Genomic DNA, 24,537 nt, shown 5'->3' on the forward strand with positions numbered 1-24,537 from the left:
GACTTTCTATTTTCGTTCACCCGCCAATCAAAAATCGCATAAGCCTTAACCTTTTCGCAGATTTCGCCACAAATGGAGTTGGTTCAGTTTACTATTTTTAAAAAGTCATGAAACGACTTGCCTCCCAAATGAAATTTTGGCTACTAGCCATTGGTTTCCTGGTTCTTTCTGGCCCTACGGGCCGATGCGCCACATCCGAAGAGGATTCCATCCGCGTCCTCGGGTACATCCAACAGGCCTATCGCATGAGTCGAACCAACCTCGACTCGGCCTTTCTGGCCATTGATGAAGCCCTCGACAGCGTTCGAGCCATTGAGAATGAACCACTTCTCATTCGAGGCATCAACGTAAAAGGTATTCTCTATGATATCGCGGGTCAGGACTCAGCGGCTATGGCGGTTTATGAAGAAGCCTTTGCGCTTGCGGACTCGGCCGGAGACCTGAAAATGCAGGCGAGTATTGGGAACAATATTGGGCTGATCCACTGGAATCGCGGCCACTACGATGAAGCTGTGGCGGCCTATGAGGCTTCCTTGGCGCTCTTTCGCGAAATCGAATACTTACCTGGACAGGCCAACAATTTGAACAACATAAGCCTCATCTACGCCGGAGAGTTCCGGTACGAAGAAGCTATTCAAGTCCTTCGACAGAGCTATGCCCTTCGACTCGAGCTGGCCGATGGATATGGGCTCAGTGCGGCCCTCAGCAATTTGGGGTTCTATTATGCCGAGATTAACCAAATAGACAGCTCCTTATACTACAGTCGCTTGGCTTTGATGGCCAAGGATACGGTGGGTGATGAACGGGGTAAGGCTACTGTCTACGGCAACTTAGGGAATGCCTATCAAATGAGGGAAGACGTCGATTCAGCGATATGGGCTTACCGGGCTGCTGTGGACATTGACCGAGCATTGGAAGATTCGGTCCGACTCATTCAACACCTCAATCCGCTGGCCTGGCAACTGCACCTCAAAGGACAGGATGCCGAAGCGTATCGACTGATGAAGGAATGCGCTGCAGTAGCCGAGCGGAAAGGGGCTGTTTCGGAGCAATGGGAGGTATATTATCGATTGGGAGATCTGGCTACGGAACAAGGAGAGTCAGAGGTGGCTGCACCGGCCTATGAGCGGGCCTTCAACTTGTACAACACCCTACGGAACGAAGAAAGGGAAGAACAGGTCATTGAATTCCAGGAACGCTTCCAGACCGCAGAGGCTAAGATCGCCTTGGCCGAAGAGCAGGAAGCGCGGACTCGAGCAGAGCTCGAGGTTCAACGACGGAACAATCTGCTCTTGCTCTTGGCCGCTTCGCTGATTCTTGGCGGAATTGGTGCGGCTGCGGTTTGGAGACGGAGCCGCGAACGACAGCGCCGAGAGCGGGCGGAACAAGAGGTCAAGGAGCAGTTGATGAAAAGCGGATTTGAGCAGCAATTGACCGATCAACGTCAGGGAATCTCTCAAGACCTGCACGATAATGTCGGCTCTCAACTGAGCTTCTTGAGCAGTGCACTACAAAATTTGAGTTTTGCCCTTCAGATGCGGGATCAGCCGGGAACCGAGGTGGCCGGTAGGCTCGAGGAAATGTCCGCGGTGGCTCAAGAAAGTGTTGATGATCTGCGCAACACCGTATGGGCCATGAACCGAGACCAGCTCAACTCTCAAGAACTTTTAACCCGCCTGGAGCAAGGGGTTCGTCGCCTGCCCGAAGGCTTGGGGGCCACCCGGGTGGAATTTGCACATGAAGGCGAGGCGCGCATCCTGCCGCAGGCAGTAGGTCTGGCCATCTACCGCATGACTCAGGAGGCGCTGAACAACGCTTTAAAGTACGCCTCGGCTCAGCATATTTCGGTTTCCATTGCCATCGCCGAAAAAATCTCTTTTCGGGTTTCAGATGACGGTTCAGGGTTTGATCCCGCCGCGGTGGCTCGAGGTTCTGGTTTAGAAGGAATGCAGCGTCGCGCCGATCGCCATGGACTGTCTTATGCCCTGGAAAGTGAGATTGGGTCGGGAACGACTATTGAAATGAGCTATCATGAGTGAGTCTTTGCGCTTGTGGATTGTCGATGATCAGCCGCGACAGCGGCAAGTGCTCCGTGAAAAGCTGAGTTTCTTCTCCGGACTTGAGGTCTTGGGGGAATCCAGTGATGGGCGTCAAGCTTTGCGTGATTTGGAAGGACTGGATATCGATGTGGTGCTGATGGATTTGGAGATGCCCCATATGAATGGGGTAGAGGCCACGCTTCGTCTAAAGTCTTCGGGATTTGTGGGTCGTGTCCTCATTGTGACCGTGCTGGAGGATGACGACAGTGTTTTTCAAGCCATTCGCGCGGGGGCTGATGGTTATGTGCTCAAGGACATTCACCCTCAAAAACTTAAAGAAGCCCTTGATGAGTTGGCCGAAGGGGGAGCTCCAATGAGTCCGACCATCGCCGCTAAGGCACTCCGGCTTTTGAGAACGGGTGTTGTTGAGGCTCCGGTTGAAGAAGAGGAAGTGTCCATCAGCAAGCGTGAGCAAGAGGTCTTGGAACAGCTCGCGCTGGGAAAGGTCTATTCCGACATTGCGGAATCCCTCACCATCTCTCCCTACACGGTGCGCAAGCACATCGAAAACATCTACGGCAAGCTCCAGGTACACAACAAGGTGGAGGCGGTGGCCTACGCCAAGCGGGTTGGGATTATTTGACCTTAGCGCCTACGGCGCGATGGGCTTTCGGCAGCTATGGCACGATGGAGTTTGGATTCCAGTCTATCCTCTAATCCGGGCAAACAAGAGACTTTTCTCTTTTCTTCCTGTTTATTTTGATGACAATTCCAGGCGTCAAAATGGCTAGGCCTATCAAGCCGCCGCTTATAGCAGAAACACCAAAGATCGTGGCATAAGGAGTTCCTTCACCTGAATTAAACCTAAGAGCTTTAGCGCCTATCACTGCACTTCCTAAAAGGAAATATCCTCCAATCCATAAAAAAGCATTTGCCTTGCGGTTGTAGTAGCTTTTATGAACATAGAGCGCTTCATTGCATGAGTTGAATGTTATTGGCACGGTCAATTCCGTTCTTGTTGTCGGTCGGAATGCTCTTCGATCGGGTCTTCTGTACTCAAGAGTTACGGTTTCCATTTTATCCAAGGACCACTCCACAGGTTGCGAGATCTTAAATTCATGAATAATGGCTCCTCCATCTTTGTCCAAAAATGCTTGAATGTACCTCACATGACTCTCCGTCGAGTCCAGTGTAAAGTAGGTTTGTCCTTGAATGGTGAACCCAAGAATCAAAAGGTATAGGAGTGTCATCCCTTTCACAATTTGAAAATTACCAATTTTCTAGTGATGGATAAAGGGGATTTGAGATTACCCCTTCGCACGCGAAGGGTTGATCGGGTGGGGGCCTTTACAGCATTTAAACCCGTTCGCTGCTGCGCAGCGTTACGGGTTTTCTTTTCCCTGACCTTACAGAAGCAAGCTTCTGACGGCCCGAAAAAAGAAAACCCGTCCTCACTTCGTGAAGACGGGTTTAAATGTTGTGGGCAATGAGAGATTCGAACTCCCGACCCCCTCGGTGTAAACGAGGTGCTCTGAACCAGCTGAGCTAATTGCCCAATATTTTAAAGATCGTTGACGGGGACCCGTTAAAATCGGAGTGCAAATATACCACCTTCTTGAGACTAAGCAACACTTAGGTGAAAAAAAGTTGATGAACACATGTGTCACGGTCTGGGTGAAGATTGGCACAATCGTGAACGCCATTCGACTCATCATTTGGCAACTTGCTTTCACATCCAACATCTAGCCGCCATGAAGGTCATGAAACAACCATTGGTCTGCGCCCTTTTGCTGGTTCTTTACTCGAGCGCTTTAGCTCAAATACCCACTGGGATTCCCTTGGTCTCTACGCCGCAGTTGTTCGGCAAGCCGGGGTGCCACATCAGTGTAGCTCAAAATACCTGGGCCATCGGGTATTCCTATCACAGTGCACCCCTTGTACACGGAGGTCCGTCCAACTTGGCGCCGAGTGGGACGGTCCGTGTCTTTGAGTGGAACGGGTTTGACCTTGTGCCCAAAGGCGGTGCCATTGACTCCGTACTCGTCGGGCAGCATCGGAATCTCAGCCACATTCTAGTGGACGAGAATACCCTAGGCGTATCGCGCCGAACTCCTTCAGGACTTCAGGTCGTCGTTTATGACTACCAAGGATCGGAATGGGTCGAGCGCCCCGTTCCAGTCCCTGGAGCCACTGTTTGGCACATGGCCGATGCCAACACGGTAGTCGTGGCCGAACCTTCCCACCCGCAATTTCCGGCCACGTTCACCACCGTTTACGAATGGGATGGGACTCAGTGGAACACGAAGGGCAATCCGGTGAACCCAAACCACAGCCATTCGATGTTCGGTTCCCGCGTCTTCATGCCCAGCGCAAATCGATTGGCCATTGCCGCAAATGGTTTTGACGGACGTAGAGGAAAGGTCTTTGTGTTTTATTGGACCGGAAATGACTGGCATCCTCGTGGTTTGCCCATGGAGGGCGATGCACCGGGCGACCGATTCGGGAGCGATCTCTGGATGCCCGATGACAATACCATTGCCATTGGTGCCATGGGGCATGATGCCGGAGGCGCCAATCAAGGCGCTGTCCGGGTCTTTGACTGGAATGGTCAAGTTTGGATGCAAAGGGGTTCTGACGTCGTTGGTGGCCTGTTGACGAGTCAAGCTGGATGGGGTTTTCAAATGCCCGATGACTATACACTTGTTGTGCGCAGCGACTCCGCGGTCCAGGTGTATCAATACAACGGATGGGATTGGCAGCCTGCCGGAATCCCGGTACTTCCGAACACCTCAAACCAAGATATTTGGTCGGCGGCTATGAGTAACCAGATGTTGGCTCTTGGCAGCGCCTCCGCGGATACCGGTACTTTTCAATTGTACGATTACGCCAACCTTATTTCGGTGTCCGAAGCGCATCAGCCCAAAATCGAGCTTTACCCTAATCCGGCGCATCAGACCTTACGGGTCGATGTTCCCTTTCCTCAAAACTTCATCATCGTGGATGCACTCGGTCACGAGGTGTATTCATCTTCCGAATCTTCCGCAACGAAACATTCTGTACAGATCGATGTGTCCCAATGGGCCGCGGGAACCTACTTTCTGCGGTTTGAAAAACACAGGGTGTCCAAGCGTTTCCAGATAGTGAACTAGTCCAGCTCTGCGATTTTGAGTATTTTGGAGGAGGCATTGGCGCGGTCATGAAACACCCTAGCGACCAAAACCACGTCTTATGCGCCTTTTATCCATTCTATCCGTCTTCTCAATTCTCCTGTTGCTCGGTTGTAACAATGCCGGAGAAAAGTCCGTTTCGCCCGATACTGCCACAGAAACCACAGAGTCTTCTGTTGATGAGTCCATAGACGAAGAAGAATTAGAACCTGTTCTTGAAGTATCAGCGCCCGAACCTCCGATGGAATCTACAGAGCCCGAAGAACCAGAGGTTAGAAACCTTGAAATTGACTGGGACGATCCTTTCATCCGTGAAGAACTAAGGGCGATTGAGGCTGACCATCGAAGTACGGTTGGATTGAGCGCAGGAACAGGGGACGGCGAATGGGGTGTGGATATTGATTTTGGTCATCCCGATGGAGCTACGCCAGCTGCAAAACCCCAAAGGACCATTGAAGAAATAGCGCAAAACTACCTCATTGAAGTAAAGTGTGATTCTGCTCTGGCCAAGAGTGATCATCTGGTGGTTTCCTGGAACATTTTTATTCCAGAAATCGACCACGTGCCGGAAGATTTGCCCGGTCAGGTTGAGGCCTGGAAACCTATTGATGCCTCTATAGGGAACTATGTTCGGGTCACCATCGATGCTCCTGATTTTGTTTTGTCGACGAATGGCCAAGAGCAACAATCCAGTTGTATACGCCTGACCAAGAATGGAGCAAATGATAATTTTAATCTCAAACCGCTGAAGCGTGGCCTTCTGAGAATATCGGTTACTGCGGAGATATACGAAAAGGACGACTGCTCCGGTGCATCGGTTCCCATCAGTACTCGAACCTTGGACGTTGAAGTACGCGTCAATTACATTACCAGCCTTTGGGACGCCTTAGATAAGATTGTGACTTCAGTAATTGACGATGGAGCTGAATTCATCATTGGACTATTCGGAGTCCTCTTTGCATACCTGCTGTTCCGCTTTAGAAGGAGATTATTCGGGAACAATGACCCCGAAGGAAACAACCCAATGGACGAGTAGGAAACGTCAGTGATCGTTTTTGCAACCGGGCTTATCGTCGGTGTGCTGTGTGTTCCAGATCTTTACTATAGAAGTTGAAGCTATACCTTCAACGGTCATGAACACACGCCTGCACAGCGAACGCCTCGATCTCTCACATTGCTTGGTTCGCTGTGCTTGGCTTTCCCCACCGCTCCTCCCTCTAAAAACGACGCATTAACAATCGTTAAGATTCTCCTTAACAATTGGTTAGGATTCGATTGCGTGGAATTCTTCTACATTGCCACCATCAAAACCTCAACCATGAAAAAAGTTTACTTACTCCTTACGTTCGCTGCCTTCTGTTCACTCGCCAGTTGCAGCAGTCCAGATACGCCGGCCACCGAATCGACTCAAAGTTCAGAGACGGATGCGCCTGAAGCGACAGAGGCCGCCTATATGGACCCTATGTCCGATGTGGAGCGACCAGAGCATCACTCCTACGGCGGATGGTATTGTCCAGATAACTTAACCGGGTTTCCACCGGTGGACGTGTCGGACTTGAGCTCCGTGAAGGTCGTGACGGACCGGCTGCCGACCAAGGAAGAAACTCGCAATGGTACGTCCTTGATGTACATCAATACTTCCGAGTATCCCGATGCCAAGCCCATCGACCTGGGCTTACCTCGTTTGGCCCGATACTACAATAAGCACACGCGGAAGAACGAATTGATCGTGGTGATTCAGGGCCTCGCTGTGGCCGGTGACTCGGTCGTGGGTTTTCGTTACGTGAACGGGGGGAATGGATCGGCTTGGCTGGATGAAGTGGATTTTCTCAATCCTATGGAATTGGCCAATCAAGGCGCCACGCCCTTCTTCTTCAGAGAAGTTGAAATGGGCGGAACCACGAAGTCTCTTTGGAATGTGATTACGGGCCATCAGTACTCGAGCCGTTTGGGCAATCACTTCGCTCCGGGCGCTCATGCTGTCAGTGACTATAAACAGGGCTCTCGAGTTCATGTATATGTGGATAGCGTAGAAGTCGCCACGGGAACCATTACAGCATTATGGCCAGAGACGTACATGCAAATCGACTACGATTTCGGAGGGATTTACTACGTCGAGAAGTACTTGATGATGGGTGCCGAAAATGGAGCGGTCAAGCTTCAAGTCGCTTCCGGGCCCTTTGGAGCGGATGCTGCAGATCAGTTGAACTCCTGGAACAATTGGTTCGATGACGTAGTCCAATTGACCTACGAACGCGATAAGGAGGACGACTGCTAAGCAGGCGAATCGGGGCAAATTGAGTAGATTGTAGGTCTAAAACCTACCCTCATGCTGCTTCGAAAAGCTTTGAGCTTGTGCTTGATTACGCTCCTGGTTTCTTGTTCTCCAACCTCGACTTCATCAGATGAAAAGACCCCTGAACGGGCGACGCTCCTGATGGTAACCACGTACGGTGATATCGAGTTTGAGCTGTACAACGAGACCCCACTTCACCGCGACAATTTTGTAGAGAAAGCCTTCGCGGGATCTTTTGATAGCCTCTTATTCCACCGAGTGATCGATGAATTCGTGGTCCAAGGAGGTGACCCGGAAAGCAAGAATGCGGCGCCTGGAGAAGGATTGGGCAGTGGTGGCGAGGGATTGGTTCCCGCCGAAATACACCCCGACCTTTTTCATAAACGCGGCGCCATTGGTGCAGCTCGCGGTTGGCATCCTGACTTTGCTTCCAGCGCTTGGCAATTTTACATTGTTCAATCCGGACCAGTCGTCGACAGTATTATTGACGCCAACGAAGAGCGATTGAACGGTTGGCTCGGGGAGTACCACGCTTTACATGCTCCGGGAAACGAAATGTGGTTGGATTCTGCGCGCAAAGTCATGAACGCCGAAGACTTGGAGACCTTTGTTGCCATGTACGATACCCTCATGGCCATTCAAGAACAGGAGGTCGATTTTGATCCCTACGTCATTCCCGAGGAGCACCGAGCGGTTTATCGCGCCGAAGGCGGTCTGCCATTTCTGGATCAGAACTACACGGTTTTTGGAGAGGTCACTTCGGGGATGGATGTTGTGGATTCCATAGCCGCGGTGGCTACCGATTCACTGGACCGGCCCATTGAAGATGTTCGGATCCTACGGATCGATGTCCTCTATGCCGGACCGGAAAACGCTCAGAGCGAATGATTCGATTCTTTCGGAAGCTCAGACAAAAATTACTTGCCGAGGGCAAGCTCGGCCAATACCTGACCTATGCGGTCGGTGAAATACTGCTCGTAGTCATCGGGATATTGATCGCCTTGGCCCTGAACAACTGGAACAGTGATCGAAAAGAGCGGGACTTGGAGATTAAGCTGCTCGAGGAGATTCACGAGGACCTGCGTGCTTCATTATACGATTTGGAATCGGGCTTAGAGGTTATTAGAGAGAGCCAGGACATGACTCGAGCCCTACGTGACCATATTATGAATCGGGAATCCGAAAATGAGCTGACCACGAAATACATGTTGAGATTAGGAGCCGACGATCAGTATTTTCCACGTGTTTCTGGATATACGGCCCTACAATCTGCGGGGTTCCAAGTGCTCAGCAATGACTCTTTAAGGCAAGACATCACTTTTGTCTACGAATTGATCAATCCGAGGATCGTCGGCTTGGGAAGGGAGCATCGATCCGTGCGGTTTTTAGAAATGGCGAAGCCTTATCAGGACAAGTATCTCATACTCAGCGACAGTGTCTATTATCGGGTACACCGCGATCGCCAAGACAGCACTCGAATGCACTATCACCAAATCGTTCACTACGACGAGCTTTTGGACGATGAACAGTTCAAGAAGGAGCTGCAGTACATTATTGGTAGTCGAGGACATAAGGTCTTCAACTATCTTTGGGCTATAGATGACACCAAAGAATTGATGGCTGCCATCGAAAATGAAATAGAACGGCTTAAAGCCAAAAGATAAATACCCCAGATCATGAAAAAATTCCTCCTTTTCACCTTTGCCCTGGCCTTGAGTGCCACCGCTTTTGGCCAGAACTCCTGGCGCATCGAACTCAACAGCAATGGCGGGGCCAGCACCGGTGACTTTGCTGGGTCCGATCAAATCAATGATGTCAATGGGTTCTCGGAGTACGCCTATACGGGCGATTTGACGACCAAGTACTTCATTGGGAAACTCGGGATAGGAATTCGCTTCTATACGGCCGGATTCAGCCGTGATCACGAGACGTATAAAACCGCATTGACCAGTTCCTTAACCAGTACATCCACAACGAGCTATTTGGAGCGCCGTGCAGGTTACTTGGCGTACGGAAGTCAAATCGGGGTGTCTTATGATTTTGAATTAGCACCGAACATTGGCTTGGAGCCTAGTTTCTACATCGGATATATGGAGTTGCTGATCCCTGGAGACGAACTCGTTTATTCCAGAAACTTTACCACCCGTCATTACGCGACGGATGTCGCATCCGCTCAAGGAGTCGCCTTTACTCCGGGAATCCGATTGAATTGGCAGGTCCACAAAATTGTCGGGATTTCCTTCAACAGTCAGTTTATGTTCACCAGTATGGAAGAGCAGACCATTGAAGGTGTGGATTATACCGCACTGGAATTGGATCCTGTAGTTGCTCTTCGATCGTACCAGCCCCAGGCCTTCACGGTAGGTATCGGCGTTTACTTTGTGATTCCCACCAAGAAAAACCAAGACTAAATGAAACGTATTTTCCTAGGATTCGTAGCAATAGGGCTTCTGGCCTCTTGTACCTCAGAAGCTCCTACATCTGACCTTGATGCCAAAGTAGAACGCATTGAAAATGGCCTCATGGCTCGCGTTCAAATCGAAGGGGTAGAACCGGAGCGATTCAATATTGAAGAGCGGATCAAAGACTATGGCATACCGGGCGTCAGTATTGCGGTCGCTGTGAATGGGGAGCTCGAGTGGGCCAAGGCCTATGGAATGGCAGACAGTTCGGAAAACCGCGAGCTGACCACCGAGAGCTTGCTCCTGGCCGCCTCAATGAGTAAGCCGGTTTCGGCCACGCGAGCTCATCAATTGATGGAAGAAGGTCGTCTGGATTTGGATGCCAATGTCAACGATTACTTGACCAGTTGGCATTTACCGGACAATGAATTCACAAAGAATGAAAAAGTCACGACCCGCCGAATCCTCAACCATACCGCTGGATTGACCGTTTGGGGTTTCCCTGGATACGATAAAGGAGATACCATACCGACGGTACCTCAGGTGCTCGATGGCGAAGGGAACACCGATTCGGTTCGCGTGTACAAGGAGCCCGGTGAAAGTTGGCAGTACAGCGGGGGTGGCTATACCATTATGCAGCAGATGTTCGAGGACATCGATGGTGCTCGTTTTCCCGACCTCATGCAAGAGCACGTACTCGATCCACTGGGGATGACGGTTAGTACTTACGAGAACCCGCTGACTGAAGACAAGCATCACTTGGCTGCCACCGGTTATCGCTACAATGGAGATGAAGTGGAAGGGAAGTGGCCCATTTATCCTGAAATGGCTGCGGCCGGATTGTGGACCACTCCAAGTGAACTGGTCAAATGGCTCGCTGAAATGCAGCGCATTTACCAGAGCCAAGAAGATGGCCTGTTGAAGGCTGAGACCGTCAACGAAATGCTGGAACCCGGTTTTGAAGAATGGGGGCTCGGTCCTTATTCTGGGGAGCACCTCTTTGGGCACGGTGGGGCCGATGAAGGATTCCGTAGCCGAATGGCCGCTTGGAAGGATACGGCCATTGCCGTAGTCGTCATTGTCAATTCGGATAACGGAGACATCATCCCGGAGATTTATTTGGCCTTGGCCGAAGAGTACGGCTTACCCGGAATTGATCCGACCATGCGCAGCATCACCCCGCAGACCGACGAACAGCTCAGCCGTTTTGCTGGAACGTATTACTTCGAACGCTTTGGGGAGGCCTATTTTGAAGTGAAGGACGGTGCTCTTGAAGTGTCCGCCGACTTCTTTGAGTTTACCTACTTGATCAAGCCCGAAAACGATACCATGTTCTTCAGTGAAGAGGATGGCCAGCTCTACAACTTCAGTTTGGAAGGCGACAGTGCGACTGCTTTTGAGGTGGATGGTTTTGTGTTTGAACGAACCAAATAAATTATAGCCATCACCCAGCTGCAGCGCATCGGTTTTTTTGCAGGTCCGTTGGCCTTCGGGGCCATTGCCTTATTGAGGCCTTTTGACACGGCCATCGTCAACAACGTGTTGGCCGTTGCCACTTGGATGCTCATCTGGTGGATCCTCGAAGTTTTGCCCATTTACATCACGGCCCTTTTGCCGATGGTTTTTTTTCCGGCGTTGGACATTTTGCCGCTCAAGGAAACCTTCATGCCCTACGGCAGCCCTATCGTTTTTCTATTTCTGGGTGGCTTTATCATCGCTTTGGCCATGGAGGAGCGACGACTCCACGAGCGCATTGCTTTTGGCCTCATTCGACTGACCGGCACCCGTCCGCGGCAAATCATCCTGGGCTTCATGATCGCCACAGCCCTCGTGGCCATGTGGATCTCCAATACCGCGACGGCCGTGATGCTCCTGCCCATTGGTCTTTCGGTTACTCAGCTCTTGGAAGAACAAACCACGGATGAAACACTCCTGAAGCGATTTAAACTCTTACTGATGCTGGGCATCGCCTATGCCGCCAATATTGGTGGAACCATGACCCTCATCGGCACCCCGCCCAACATCGTTTTTGCCGGGTACTACCTCGAGGCCTACGGCACCGATTTCCCCTTCGCGCGATGGCTGCTTTTCGGACTTCCCGTCGGAGCCCTCTTGCTGTTTTTCACCTACCACCTCTTGACCAAATTTATTTATCCCCTACGGGGCGATGAAATCTCTGGCGTCAAAGAACTCATAGCCAAGCGTTGGACCGAAATCGGCCCGATGAGCAAGCCCGAACGCTCCGTCCTCATCGTTTTCGCCATCACAGTTTTCCTCTGGGTCTTTGCCGCTCCACTGAACGATCTACTCGGTCAGCGCGTGCTCAACAATACCAACATCGCCATGTTCGGTGGACTCCTCATGTTCACCGTCCCGGTCAACCTGAAAAAGGGTGAATTCGTCCTCGACTGGAAGTCCACTCAAAGGCTTCCTTGGGGGATTCTGCTCCTTTTCGGTGGTGGGCTTGCCCTGGCCAAAGGACTCGATACGGCGGGCATCATCAGCTCCATCGGGAACTACGTAGCCGAGCACGTCAATACCTCACCACTAGTGCTTATGTTGGCCCTTACCGCACTGGCCCTTTTCGCCACGGAAGTGATGTCCAACGTGGCCCTCGTCACCGTTTTACTTCCGGTGGTTATAGGCATAGGACAAAGCACGGGTGTTGATCCCTTACTGCTGGCTATTCCGGTCACACTTGCCGCAAGCTGTGCCTTTATGATGCCCATCAGCACACCTCCTAACGCGGTAGTGTACTCAAGTGGCTACGTCACCGTGCGGCAAATGATGCGCGCCGGATTCTGGTTAAACCTCATTTCCATCCTGGTGATTGTAGGAGTGGTCTATCTCCTACTATCTTAGTGGTCGATGAGTACACGAGTCGTTTCCATTCAAGCCCACGACCATCAACTGGTCGCTACCGTATTTGGCGCAGAGGAACCCAAAGCAATCCTCGTCATCGCCTCCGCCACTGGAGTCCTTCAAGGATTCTATGCCAAGTTTGCTCAGTACATGCAGCACTCAGGGGTCACCACCATCACCTTTGACTACCAAGGCATCGGCAAGTCTCGTGACCGCAAGATGTCGGCCTTTTCCAACAATGCGGCCGACTGGTCCCGTCAGGATTTGGCTAGCGTAGTAGGCTATGCCATAGAGCACAATCCGGGTGTGCCCATCGCCCTCATGGGACACAGCATTGGCGGCCAAATGATTTCGCTCACGAAGCAGCCCGATCAAGTCAAGCGCATCATTTTCGTCGCGGCCCAGTCCGGCTATTGGAAGCACTGGAGCGGAAAAGGTCGGCGCCAAATGTGGTTCAATTTCAAGGTGCTCATTCCTGGCCTCAGCAACCTCTTCGGATATCTGCCCTCGAAGAATGTGACCGGAATGGAAAACCTCCCCAAAAGGATGGCGAAACAATGGACGCGCTGGTGCAACAGCCCAGACTATTTTTTGAGCGAATTCCCGCGGGAGGAAACCAACTTCGATCATTTTAAAGGTCAGGTTTCAGCCTACAGCATCGAAAACGACCGCTTTGCTCCACCTGCCGCAGTGGAATGGTTGTATGCAAATTACAGCAAAGCCGAGGTCAAATACCGGCACTTAGTGCCAGCCGAGTTTGGGGTGAAAGACATTGGACATTTCAAGATCTTCAAAGATCAATTTCAAAATAGTATTTGGGAGCTCCTACGGAGCGATGTGCTCGACGAATAGGCTCAATCGTTCTTGAGCGCGCTCAAGCGAAGTTCGAGGTACTCGGTCACCACATCATTAAGAGAAAGACCCTGGTCGCTGAAGGTGCTGGCGTTGGTCATAATGTTCAGCACGAAGTGGTGATCCAATGCAGTCAGCAGGGAAACATTGAAGCGCTTGAACGAGCCTTGCTCCATGCCTTTTTCATAGATCTTTTCGAGTAGGAAGCGTACTTGTCCGGTGAATTCTTCAATGGTGGCCCAGATGTCCGGGAAGTGGTCTTTGAGCTGCTCCAAGTAGCTTATGGATATCCCTTCAATTCCAAGGCTGATGTTGAGGAGCATGTAACGCAGGGCCTGCTCCATATCATTGGCGGCGAGGTTTTCCATCGAGATGGCTGCGGAAATGTCTTTTAGCACCAGGTGAACACTGGTGTGGTAGATTTCTTCCTTGGTGGAGAAATACGAATAGATGGTGCTCTTGCTCTTGCCCATCAGATCGCTCAGGTCATCAAGGGTCAGCTGACTCAGGTCTTTGTCTTGAAGTAGAGGCACGAGTTCTCGTACCCAGATTTCGGCTTTCGGGGTCAGTGCTTTCCGCGGTCTGTCGATGGCTTTTCTTCCCATAGCGACTTAAAAGATAAAGGATTTACTCACCGCTTTTTCCGGTACTTGAGCCATGGCGTGTTCGGCAATGGCGGTAATGGATAGGGAAGGGTTTACGCCTGGGTTGGCCGAGATCATGGAGCCGTCGATGACCATCATGTTTTCGTAGCCAAAGACCTCGTTCCGTTCGTTGATGACACCTTTCTCTGGGCTATCACCCATGACGGCGCCGCCCAAGATGTGGGCTGTGGCGGGAATGCCGAAGAGTGCTTCGGTCACAAAGGAGCTCGCCTTTCCGTTGACTTTCTCGGCGTACTTCTCGGTAAGTTCAATGGACTCCGGAATGTAAGGGGTAGGCTTCTTGCCGGAACCCATTTTGGTCGTTAGTCCGCCGAAGCGAGAGCGCCCGAAGGTCAAGGTGCTGTCCAAGGTCTGCATGAAGAGCAGGACCACGGTTTTCTTGGCCCAGCTGTTTCGCCAGTAGATGTTGAGGTAGGCACCGGGTGCCTTCAGGAAACCCAGAGTCATGTTGGCGTAGCGAACCAAGTGATTCTTGGATGCGCTGTGGGGCAGATGGGTGAGTTTCCACGCATCGGAGCCGTCGCCGTAGCGGCAGATTTCCAAATGGCTGTTTTCGTCCGTCTCCAGAATACTTCCGATGGCGACGCCGCGAGAGGCATCAATTTGGGGATCCAGAGAGGAGACGCTGATGAGGGTTTCGTTGTTGGTGCGGATATCCTGACCGATACGGTCTGATAGCCGAGGTAAGGTGCTGCGCTTGAGTTTCAAGAGGAGCTTCAAGGTACCCAAGACACCACCGGAGAAGATCACGCCCTTGGCCTTTAGGGTCCGGGTTCGTTTGATCCAGCGCGTGCTGTCTCTAAAGGTCACTGCATAGCCCTGAGAGCCGTCCTCTGGCCCTAGGGGCGAGACATCCGTAACTTCTTTTTCGGCCAAGATCTCGGCGCCTAGCTGTTGCGCTAGGTATAGGTAGTTCTTGTCCAAGGTATTCTTTGAATTGTTGGGACAGCCGGTCATGCAGGCGCCGCAGTAATTGCATCCAGTGCGTTCTGGGCCTTTGCCGTCGAAGTATGGATCAGGAACGGTTTCGTTCGGTTTGCCGAAGTAAACAGCCACGTTGGTCGGGGAGAATTGGTCTTCCTTCCCCATCTCGCGGGCCACTTCAAGGAGGGCCTTGTCGCCGTCGAATAGGGCTGGATTCTTTTGAGCGCCGAGCATGTGCAGGGCGGTATCGTAATGCGGGGCCAGATCTTGTTCCCAGTTCCGAAGCTTGGCCCAGCTACCGGTGGAGAAAAAGGCTTTTTTGGGGACGGGTAGGGTGTTGGCGTAAACTAGGGAACCTCCGCCAACCCCAACGCCGGAAAGGATGTTGATGTGGCGCGTGATGGTAAGCTTCATGATGCCGTGCCACTTGAAGAAAGGCAGCCACAGCCAGCGTTTGAAGTCCCAGTTGTTCTTGGCGAAGTCCTTGCCCTCGCGCCATTTGCCTTTTTCGATCACCAGCACCTTGTAGCCCTTTTCAGAGAGCCGAAGTGCGCTGACCGATCCGCCGAAGCCACTGCCTACGATGATGTAGTCGTAATCCACGGTTTAGGCGCTAAGGGGTAGTTCTTGTTGGGCTTGAATGCCACGAACGCGGGGGTTCATGATGGCAAACCAGAGGGGCGGGAAGAAGGAGAGGATCATCATCCCTGGGTAACCGGTAGGCATCTGAGGCGATTCGTCCATGTGGCGCAGAATCTGGTATTTGCGACCGGCGCGGAAATGATGATCGGAATGGCGCGATAGCTCAAAGAGATGGATGCGCCCGACGACGTGATCCGAGTTCCAGGAATGCTGAGGGGTGACCGTTTCGTATCGGTTGCCCTTTTTCTTGCGAACGAGGCCGTAGTGTTCCACGTAGTTGACCGTCTCGAGGAGGAGGTGGCCGAGAAGGGCGGCGATGAGGAAGTAACCGAGGGTGGGCAAGCCGAAGTAGAGCCCGATAAAGAGGAGGAGGGCGCCTTCGATGAGGTGGTCCGTGATCATTTGATTGTGGAAGGAGAGGAAGCGGTGACCATTGCGCCGTAGGCGCTGAGCTTCAAGCCTCCAGGCCATGGCGTAAACACCGGTGATGGAGCGAATCCAAAAGGCGAAGACGGGCTCGCCGTAACGGGCCGACGCCGGGTCCTCCGGGGTGCTGACCGCCGAGTGGTGGTGGATGTTGTGCTCGTGCATGAAGTGCATGTTGAGCGAAGTCATCAGGTTGATTTTGGCCATCCAGGTTTCGTAGCGTTTGCGGCGATGGCCCAGTTCGTGGCCCACGTTAATGCCGAGGATGCCGCAGCAGAGACCCATCGAAAGGACGCGCCCGGCGATGTCGAGCGGGGCGAGGCCGACCTCTTGCAGGGAGAAGAGGAAGTAGCCGAGGGTGAAGAGTTGGACGGGGAGAGTGAGGTAGACCAGGGCGTCGTAGAGCAGGTTATCGAGCCGAGATTTTTCTTCGTTTGTGCTGAAATTGGTTGCGTCGGCGGGGAGGAAGAGCTCCAGCAGCGGGATGAACCCGAAGACGTAAACGAAGGGCAGGAAGGTGGCCCACCCGTGGATGTTGAAACTATACCAGGTCAGAACGGGGAGGACAAAAACCGGTAGATATTTGAGGGCTCCGAAGTGTTTCATGATCGAATTCGAACTATAAGTACAATAATAGTTCGATTTATCGAATTGAGCAAGTTCTTCTAAGGCCGCAAGTGCGGGGCTCGACATTTCTTACCTTGGGGTTCCTTAAAACCCCATCTCATGAAGATTCGACTGAAGGCCCTTGCCGCTTTGACCCTTGTCTTTGCCACGCTCACTGTGGCGGCCCAAGACCCCATTTTGACCCTGGACCGCATTTATTCGGGCGAGTTTCGGCAGGATTATGAGGAGTCCATTCAGTGGATCGACGACGGGGATAGCTACGTCATTGTTGAGCGTACGGAAGAAGGCACCCAGCTGATGAAATACAAGAGTGCTACGCAGGAGGGCTCTGTCTTTGTTCCCACACAGGCCCTTCAAGCCGAAGACGGACCCTTACGGGTCGAAAGTTTCACGCTGTCCCCGGACGGCTCCAAGGTGTTGATTTTCACGAATTCGAAACGGGTATGGCGCTCCAATACCAAGGGCGATTATTGGGTCTATGACTTGACGACTTCGCAGCTCAAGCAGTTGGGCGCTTCCTTGGCCCCATCGTCGCTGATGTTCGCCAAGTTCTCGAGCGACAATACACAAGTGTACTACGTTCACGAGTTCAATATTTACCGTGAGGATTTTGCCTCCGGCACGATAGATCAACTCACTACAGATGGCTCCGTCGACATCATCAACGGTACCTTTGATTGGGTGTATGAAGAGGAATTTGGCAAGCGCGACGGCTTCATGGTCAATTCGGCGAACGACCGCTTGGCCTTCTGGCAGCTCGATGCCTCGAGCATCGGAACCTTCTACATGATCAACAATACCGACTCCATTTATTCCAAGCTGATACCTGTGCAGTATCCGAAGGTGGGTCAAGACCCGTCATCGGCCCGTATTGGAATGATCAACCTGGTCGATGGACAGATTTCTTGGGTGCCGCTTGAGGGCGATCCCGTACAGAACTACATTCCAGGAATGCAGTGGGTGAACAGCGATTTACTCTTGATTCAGCAAATGAATCGCCACCAAAACGAATTGAAAGTCTGGGCCTACACGCCCTCGGACAACAGCATGCGCTTGGTCTACACCGAGACTGAGGACACCTGGGTGGACTTGGGCTATCCGGATATCTCGGCCAATAACTGGGGGAATAACGACCTGCCCATTGTGGACGGTGGCAAGGCCTTTTTGCGCATGACCGAAAACGACGCCTGGCGACATGTGTACAAGGTAAACATCGCCTCAGGGAAGAAGACTTTGATCACGCCTTCGGAGTATGACGTGGCATCAACGCGAGCCGTCACCAGCAAGTACTTGTACTACATGGCCTCTCCGGACAATCCGACTCAGCGCTATTTGTACCGCGCGGACTTGAAGGGGAAAGGGCGGATGGAGCGCATCACGCCGCAGGCGTATTCGGGCATCAACAACTACGACATGGCCCCGAATGGGAAGTACGCTGTGCACATTCATCAGAGTTCTACGGAGGTGCGCACGGTGCGCTTTGTGAGTCTTCCGGACCACAGAACCATATGGACTGTGGTGGACAATGAGGCCTACGCCCAAAAGTTGAGTACGCTGGCCATGCCCGAAGTGCGCTGGACCAAGGTGACCACGGAAGACGGGATTGATGTGGAGGTGCGGATGCTCTTACCTCATGATTTCGATTCCACCAAGACCTATCCGGTACTGTTCTACGTCTACGGCGAGCCTTGGGGCCAAGTGGCCGTCGACGGTCAAACGAGCCTGACCAACGCGATGTACACCCAGCTGGGCTATGTGCTCATCAGCATGGACAATCGCGGTACACCTTGTCTCAAAGGCAGCGAATGGCGCAAGAGCATCTACCGCAAAATCGGTCAGATCAACGTGCGCGATCAAGCGATGGCGGCCAAAGAAGTGTTGAAACTCCCGTATCTCGACAACGATCGCGTAGCCGTTTGGGGCTGGAGTGGAGGAGGTTCCATGACGCTGAATCTATTGTTCCAGTATCCCGAAATCTACCAAACAGGCATTGCGGTAGCTGCGGTTTCGAATCAACTCATCTACGACAACATTTACCAAGAGCGCTACATGGGGCTGCCTCAAGAGAATGAGGAGGACTTCATTGCGGGCTCACCGATTACCTACGCCAAGAACCTCGAAGGAAACCTTCTGGTCATTCATGGAACCGCGGACGATAATGTGCACTACCAAAGCGCTGAAATGCTCATCAACGAACTCGTGAAGCAGAACAAGGCCTTTGACCTGATGGTGTACCCGAACCGATCTCATGGCATTTACGAAGGACCCGGAACGCGTCGCCATTTGGATGAGCTTTTGCTGCGTTATTTGACGGAGCATACACCAGTGAATTAGGGCCTAGTTTATTTAACAAATTTTCCTATTTTCGGAATCCCACCTGAACGAATATGAAACTCTTCAAATCCTCCTATGAAGAATCTTTTGTGTTTGGGCTGGCCCCGACCTCTTGCATGTTTACTTGTTTGCTTTTGCCTCGCAATAGGATTGCATGCACAACCGAACGATAGGCAATCACTTCTCGACTTTACTTCTTCTCTTCAGAGCCTGGCGTCCTTGGACGAAGGAGCCCTGGCCAAGGATGAATATCACCAGAAGAAAATAGGTTGGTACAACGAACCTGGAGAGGCATTTTTTGCTCTTCCCAGTTCGGAATCGTCTTCAGTCAATTGTGTAGAAGGGGATTGCCTATCCGGTCAAGGGACCGCAAAGTATGCCGATGGCACAGTGGAGTATAAGGGCGGTTTTCAGAATGGATATCCCCATGGAGAAGGATTGGTTACCAAGAGCTCTGGAGACACTATGTTCGTTACACACTACGAAGGACTGCTCTGGGGACCCGCTGCGCTCAAACTTGAGAACGACCAGTTTCGCGAATATCTTTTCGTTGAATATCAATCGGGAGATCTTGCAAAGGCCACCAACTTTTACTTACCTGAATACAAGGTGTATTACACTGGGGTAATTGACGACTTTCATGCTTTTAGATCGGGAACCATCTACGGCAACGGCGTTGATGCTGAGGCGTCCTTCTCGGAAGAGGGAGAATTTCAATCCGCTGAGGGTAAGCTCGTTTTTGAGGAGGGCCTCTACTACGAGGGACGAATTGATTGGAAGGATGGGGCTTTTACTTATAGAGAAGAAGGCTACGCATCCCTTCACAATGATCTGGAAGGAATCCGAATTGATATTCTGCTGAGGGACCATAAGCCCAGCTACCAGCAAATGTCCATATGGAAAGGAGATACGCTATATGTTGGCCCTGTGGATGAGAACTTCTTGCCTCATGGTGAACGAGGACGGCTCGATATTGATGGCAGCACGGTCAAGTACGGGAACTGGGAACACGGTATTTATGTGGGTCGAGGGAATACCCGTGAAGAAAATGGTCTTGATTTCTCGCGAAATAGCTCGGCTGGAACAGAAAACCGCAACTATGTCATTAATCAAGTTAAAGCGCGCATAGGGATTGATGGCTTCAACAAATACACATTATATGATGGTGTTCCCACGAGCAATAGCATCACCTTTGAAGCTAATGGAATGCATCACCAGTTCATCGGCATATGGATCATCAATTTTGCCAAAGGCACCCAAGAGGTTTGTCTGAAGCCTCAATTCTCCGGAGGTTCCTCTGGTAAAAAATGTTACACCATGAGTGTTTTAGATGCCAATCAATCCAGTGGTATCGCAACCTTACCTTACAACCTTCCCAGTGGTGAAGGAACCTACCGTTTTGACCTGACTGAAGGCAACGGTAATGACCTGTACATTATAGTCTTTCCTCGATAATTAATTAACCCAATAGCAATGAAGCTTAGATTATTTCTTGTAGTCACTTTGGCTACTGCCCTTTCTTTCTCCTTTTCCAAAAAAGCGGATGAACCAACCGTAAAAGACGCAGATGGAAACGAGTACGCCATCTTCGAACACAACGGGTATTTAATCATGGCAGAAAACCTACGCACGACCAAATTTCAGAACGGTGAAAAACTCTCCAAGACGACGAACTGGAAGAAATGGGAAGCTGGGATTCAAAACAATGAACCCATGTATGCCATGTACAACGACATGAAGGAATTTCAAAAAATGGGTGGTGGTAACCTCTACAACCCAGCGGCCGTAACTTCCGAAAAAGGGCTCGCTCCTGAAGGCTGGCACATCCCTAGCTATGAGGAGTGGCAGGAGATATTCTTTGAAGGTACCGAAACGGAAATACACAATGTCTATACCATTACCGATGAGGTGTTGACCAAGGACCGCAAGAGTGCTAAAAAGAATGGTACGGAGCTACATATTTCCCGGAAGTTTGCTGCATTGGGAAGCGGCTACCGCAGAGCAAATGGGACTTATCCCAGTAAGTCATTTATTACCACTTATTTGGCCATGGCCGACGGCCAAGGTTGCTTCGAGCTGTCATTAATGGGGCGGAATTCAATTGGATCCCACCTTCGTCGAAGCCTTCCAGAGGAGAATGCCGCTATTGCCGTTCGTTGCGTTCGCAAACTATAATCAGCGTACCTTTTTCTAAACTTTTAATTCGGTTCCGCGGGGTTTAGGCCCTGCGGGCCGTTGTCTTTCCACCCCATGCGCATTGCCACCGCTCAAATACAACCTGCCCCGGGCGACATCGCTCGAAACATCGAGCAGCATGTGTCTTGGGTCGAACGCGCAACCTCCGAGGAAGTACAATTCCTCCTATTCCCAGAGCTCTCCTTGACGGGCTACGAGCCTGAGCTTGCCGACGCTTTGGTCCTACGGGCCGATGACCCTCGACTCCAAATCTTCTCGCAACTTAGCACCTCCGGGGGACTCACCGTGGCCCTTAGTGCACCGCTGAGAACAAAAGAAGGCGTCCAGATCGCCCTTTTCATCTTCCAACCAGGCCAAGAGCCCATCACCTACGCCAAGCAGCTGCTTTTTAAAGACGAAGTACCCTACTTTGTGCCGGGCGACCACCAAGTCATGCTTGACCTTCAAGGTCGCAAACTGGCCCCGGCCATTTGCTATGAGTCGATGCAGCCCTCGCACAACACGAAAGCCCTCGAGCTCGGTGCTGAACTGTACTTGGCCAGTACCGCCAAGACACAGGAAGACATCGAACGATCGTACGCGTATTTCCCCAAGATGGCCAAAAAGCTGAACCTCCAGGTTCTTATGGCCAACTGTATTGGCCCCATGGCCGACTTCATCGGCGCCGGACAATCAGCCTATTGGAACGCTCAAGGTGAGCTTCAAGCACAGCTCAGTGCAGAAGAGGAGGGGCTACTCATTGTGGAGGCATTCTAGTCAATCAGGGACACTGTGCAGCAATTAAGTTCGACCAAGCGCCGTTTGACCAACATGAAACCTATTGACCTAAAGCCAACCCTACTGGCTGTTCTCTTTGTGCTCATGCTAAGTCCAAGCGAGACCCATGCCTGCAGTATGTACAAGGTGACCGTAGACGGGAAAACCATGGTGGGCTGCAACCATGATGCCTGGCTGACCACCTCCAAAATATGGTTCGTGAATGCGCCAAGCGCCGATCAATACGGCGCGGCGTTCACCGGAGCCCGAGAGGTGAGTGGCGGAAGAACAACACCACAGTCCGGAATGAATACGGAAGGCCTCGTTTTCTCTCGATTGACCTCGTACCATCCGGAGCGAGAAAACGCCTTTCCGGATCGACTCAAGATCACAGATGAGGCGGACTACCTCACCGGCATCCTGCAATCCTGTGCTACGGTTGATGAGGTCAAGAGGTACATCGAGCAGTATGACCACAGCCGCTTTCTGCACGATGTCTTCATCTACGTGGATACGGCCGGGAATTACTTGGTTGTAGAGCCCTACAGCCTGACCATAGGCACGGATCCAAACTACGTCTTGGCTAATTTTTGTCCTTCAATTACCTCGGTTGAAGACGCCAGAGAGCTTGATCGATTTCGCAACGGGCAGGACTTCTTGAGCGCACGGGAAACGAGCACTTCATTAGAATTCTGTCGCGAGCTGTCGGACACCATGCATGTGGACCGAAAGCGGAATGGAGACGGAACTTTGCTCACCTCCATTTGGAATACCCAAGAGGGGGAGGTCAGTTTGTATTTCTACCACGACTACGACACGGTCGTTTCCTTTAATTTGAGCGAAGAGCTGGCGAAGGGCGATCACGTGCTAGACGTGCCCGAACTCTTTCCCAGGAATGCCAAGTTTGAGCGGCTGGTGGCGTACAAGACACCATCGAACACCATTGCTCTGCGGATCGCCTTGGCCCTGAGTGCCGCGCTCCTGGCTTTGATAGCCCTTGTCTTGATTGTCGCTCAGCTGAGACGAAGTCCCATTTCTCTGCGAATCACATTAACCATCGGCCTGTTAAACGTCCTTTTGGTCGGCTACACTGCCGTCCTCTTTTCCAATAAGGCGATCTTCTATTTTGATGCGCCCTACCAGCATTACTCATCGAGTTTGATCAGTGCATCGTCCTATTTACCCTTCATTCTCTTGCTGGCGTTTGTGCCGCTCACGGCCTATGCGGTAAGGGTGTTGAAATCGGACAAATACAGAACTTGGACCAAGGTCCTCTTGGTCATTAATCAGCTGCAATACCTTCTTTTATTGGTAGGATTTGGATATTGGGGGTTATTCAACTTCTGGAACTAGCACCATGCGCCTCTTTTTCGTTTGTCTGATCACGTCCCTATCCATCGCTTGCACCCCAAAAGCAGAGGAAAAGACAAGGCTAGACCCAGATGGCGTTTCTCTCATTGTCCTCGGAACCATGCAAGATGCCGGGTCGCCGCAAATTGGCTGCACCAAGGACTGCTGCAAGGACCTCTTCGATAACCCGGACCAAACGCGAAGAGTGGTGAGCTTAGGTGTTGTGGATAACGCCAATCAAAAGAAATACCTCTTTGAAGCCACGCCGGACATCACCGCCCAGATGAAGGACCTGGCACGGCCCGATGTCGCGAATCCCAACCAGCTGGTCGATGGGATCTTTCTCACCCATGCGCATATAGGACACTATACGGGCCTGATGTATTTGGGTAAAGAGGCGACGAATGCGAGCCAAGTGCCCGTGTACGCGATGCCGCGGATGAAGGCTTTTTTGGAAAGCAATGGACCGTGGAGTCAACTGGTGGAGACAGGGAATATCGCGCCGCAGGCGCTGAGCGATAATGAGCCCGTACAGCTTACGCCGCAGCTGCGGGTGACGCCGCTGCAGGTACCGCATCGCGATGAGTTTTCGGAGACCGTGGGGTACCGCATTGAGGGGCCGAATAAGTCGGCGCTTTTTATTCCGGACATCGATAAGTGGAGCAAGTGGGAGCGGAGCATTGTCGAGGAGATCGCGCGGGTGGATTACGCCTTTCTCGACGCTACCTTTTACAGCGGGGAGGAAATCGGCAATCGGGACATCACGCAGATTCCGCATCCCTTTATCATCGAGAGTCTGGAGCTATTTAAGGACCTCGAGCCGCAGGAAAAGGCCAAGGTGATCTTCATTCACTTCAACCACACCAATCCGGTGGCCCATGGCGAAAGCGAGGAGGCGCAAAGGGTTGGGGAGCTGGGCTTCGGCGTGGCGCGGTACGGCGCAGTCTACGAGCTGTAAATCGAGCTGTCCATATTCACTATCTTGAGGCATCGAACACC

At 51.8% G+C, this 24,537-nt stretch carries 21 protein-coding genes and 1 tRNA gene; 17 read left to right on the plus strand and 5 right to left on the minus strand.

Annotated features, from left to right (window positions below; all coding sequences use genetic code 11):
• Window positions 1–107 precede the first annotated feature (107 nt).
• Together HZ996_05730 and HZ996_05735 are read left to right on the plus strand one after the other, a co-directional pair.
• A complete protein-coding gene (locus HZ996_05730) occupies window positions 108–2,039 on the plus strand; it encodes a tetratricopeptide repeat protein (GenBank protein ID QTN38673.1) in 1,932 nt (643 codons plus the stop codon).
• Window positions 2,032–2,682 (plus strand): response regulator transcription factor, encoded by a 651-nt coding sequence (locus HZ996_05735; GenBank protein QTN38674.1) that lies wholly within the window; start codon window positions 2,032–2,034, stop codon window positions 2,680–2,682. Before HZ996_05730 ends, HZ996_05735 begins: the two co-directional genes overlap by 8 nt.
• 70 nt (window positions 2,683–2,752) lie before the next feature.
• Here HZ996_05735 and HZ996_05740 read toward each other — a convergent pair whose 3' ends face one another.
• Together HZ996_05740 and HZ996_05745 are read right to left on the minus strand one after the other, a co-directional pair.
• Entirely contained in the window at window positions 2,753–3,298 is a 546-nt protein-coding gene (locus HZ996_05740; protein ID QTN38675.1) for a hypothetical protein, read from the minus strand.
• 221 nt (window positions 3,299–3,519) lie between these two features.
• Window positions 3,520–3,594: transfer RNA gene (locus HZ996_05745), tRNA-Val, on the minus strand.
• Between the two features lie 196 nt (window positions 3,595–3,790).
• On the opposite strand from HZ996_05745, the gene HZ996_05750 reads away from it, so the two are divergent.
• The 9 genes from HZ996_05750 to HZ996_05790 all read left to right on the plus strand — a co-directional run bounded on the left by HZ996_05750 (window position 3,791) and on the right by HZ996_05790 (window position 13,618).
• Window positions 3,791–5,188 (plus strand): T9SS type A sorting domain-containing protein, encoded by a 1,398-nt coding sequence (locus HZ996_05750; protein QTN38676.1) that lies wholly within the window; start codon window positions 3,791–3,793, stop codon window positions 5,186–5,188.
• Between the two features lie 79 nt (window positions 5,189–5,267).
• Window positions 5,268–6,242 carry a hypothetical protein gene (locus tag HZ996_05755; protein QTN38677.1) on the plus strand — a complete coding sequence of 325 codons (975 nt, stop codon included), beginning with the start codon at window positions 5,268–5,270 and terminating at the stop codon, window positions 6,240–6,242.
• Between the two features lie 282 nt (window positions 6,243–6,524).
• Complete coding sequence (locus HZ996_05760; protein QTN38678.1) at window positions 6,525–7,484, plus strand: hypothetical protein; 960 nt, start codon at window positions 6,525–6,527, stop codon at window positions 7,482–7,484.
• A 51-nt stretch (window positions 7,485–7,535) separates the two neighbouring features.
• On the plus strand, window positions 7,536–8,390 hold the full coding sequence (locus tag HZ996_05765) for a peptidylprolyl isomerase (GenBank protein ID QTN38679.1): 855 nt from the start codon (window positions 7,536–7,538) through the stop codon (window positions 8,388–8,390).
• Window positions 8,387–9,166 (plus strand): hypothetical protein, encoded by a 780-nt coding sequence (locus HZ996_05770; GenBank protein ID QTN38680.1) that lies wholly within the window; start codon window positions 8,387–8,389, stop codon window positions 9,164–9,166. Before HZ996_05765 ends, HZ996_05770 begins: the two co-directional genes overlap by 4 nt.
• 12 nt (window positions 9,167–9,178) lie before the next feature.
• Window positions 9,179–9,913: a hypothetical protein gene (locus HZ996_05775; protein QTN38681.1), complete on the plus strand. Its 735-nt coding sequence runs from the start codon at window positions 9,179–9,181 to the stop codon at window positions 9,911–9,913.
• Entirely contained in the window at window positions 9,914–11,338 is a 1,425-nt protein-coding gene (locus tag HZ996_05780; GenBank protein QTN38682.1) for a beta-lactamase family protein, read from the plus strand. It begins immediately after the preceding gene.
• A gap of 18 nt (window positions 11,339–11,356) precedes the next feature.
• Window positions 11,357–12,766, plus strand: coding sequence for an SLC13/DASS family transporter (locus HZ996_05785; protein ID QTN40006.1), 1,410 nt, complete (start codon window positions 11,357–11,359; stop codon window positions 12,764–12,766).
• A 6-nt stretch (window positions 12,767–12,772) separates the two neighbouring features.
• Entirely contained in the window at window positions 12,773–13,618 is an 846-nt protein-coding gene (locus tag HZ996_05790; GenBank protein QTN38683.1) for an alpha/beta fold hydrolase, read from the plus strand.
• A gap of 2 nt (window positions 13,619–13,620) precedes the next feature.
• Here the strand turns inward: HZ996_05790 and HZ996_05795 are convergent, their stop codons facing one another.
• The 3 genes from HZ996_05795 to HZ996_05805 are packed head-to-tail and all read right to left on the minus strand — an operon-like array spanning window position 13,621 to window position 16,881.
• Complete coding sequence (locus HZ996_05795) at window positions 13,621–14,223, minus strand: TetR/AcrR family transcriptional regulator (GenBank protein ID QTN38684.1); 603 nt, start codon at window positions 14,221–14,223, stop codon at window positions 13,621–13,623.
• Window positions 14,224–14,229: 6 nt separating this feature from the next.
• Window positions 14,230–15,810 (minus strand): GMC family oxidoreductase, encoded by a 1,581-nt coding sequence (locus HZ996_05800; GenBank protein QTN38685.1) that lies wholly within the window; start codon window positions 15,808–15,810, stop codon window positions 14,230–14,232.
• Window positions 15,811–15,813: 3 nt separating this feature from the next.
• Window positions 15,814–16,881 carry an alkane 1-monooxygenase gene (locus tag HZ996_05805; GenBank protein ID QTN38686.1) on the minus strand — a complete coding sequence of 356 codons (1,068 nt, stop codon included), beginning with the start codon at window positions 16,879–16,881 and terminating at the stop codon, window positions 15,814–15,816.
• A gap of 120 nt (window positions 16,882–17,001) precedes the next feature.
• On the opposite strand from HZ996_05805, the gene HZ996_05810 reads away from it, so the two are divergent.
• The 6 genes from HZ996_05810 to HZ996_05835 all read left to right on the plus strand — a co-directional run bounded on the left by HZ996_05810 (window position 17,002) and on the right by HZ996_05835 (window position 24,496).
• Window positions 17,002–19,236: a DPP IV N-terminal domain-containing protein gene (locus HZ996_05810; protein QTN38687.1), complete on the plus strand. Its 2,235-nt coding sequence runs from the start codon at window positions 17,002–17,004 to the stop codon at window positions 19,234–19,236.
• Window positions 19,237–19,455: 219 nt separating this feature from the next.
• Window positions 19,456–20,691, plus strand: a complete 1,236-nt coding sequence (locus tag HZ996_05815; GenBank protein ID QTN38688.1) for a hypothetical protein — start codon at window positions 19,456–19,458, stop codon at window positions 20,689–20,691.
• A gap of 18 nt (window positions 20,692–20,709) precedes the next feature.
• Complete coding sequence (locus HZ996_05820; protein QTN38689.1) at window positions 20,710–21,411, plus strand: fibrobacter succinogenes major paralogous domain-containing protein; 702 nt, start codon at window positions 20,710–20,712, stop codon at window positions 21,409–21,411.
• 75 nt (window positions 21,412–21,486) lie between these two features.
• Window positions 21,487–22,188: a carbon-nitrogen hydrolase family protein gene (locus HZ996_05825; protein QTN38690.1), complete on the plus strand. Its 702-nt coding sequence runs from the start codon at window positions 21,487–21,489 to the stop codon at window positions 22,186–22,188.
• A gap of 15 nt (window positions 22,189–22,203) precedes the next feature.
• On the plus strand, window positions 22,204–23,541 hold the full coding sequence (locus tag HZ996_05830; GenBank protein ID QTN38691.1) for a hypothetical protein: 1,338 nt from the start codon (window positions 22,204–22,206) through the stop codon (window positions 23,539–23,541).
• 4 nt (window positions 23,542–23,545) lie between these two features.
• Entirely contained in the window at window positions 23,546–24,496 is a 951-nt protein-coding gene (locus HZ996_05835) for an MBL fold metallo-hydrolase (protein QTN38692.1), read from the plus strand.
• Window positions 24,497–24,537: the final 41 nt, after the last annotated feature.

The sequence above is a fragment of the Cryomorphaceae bacterium genome (assembly GCA_017798125.1).
Taxonomy (GTDB): Bacteria; Bacteroidota; Bacteroidia; order Flavobacteriales; family ECT2AJA-044; genus ECT2AJA-044.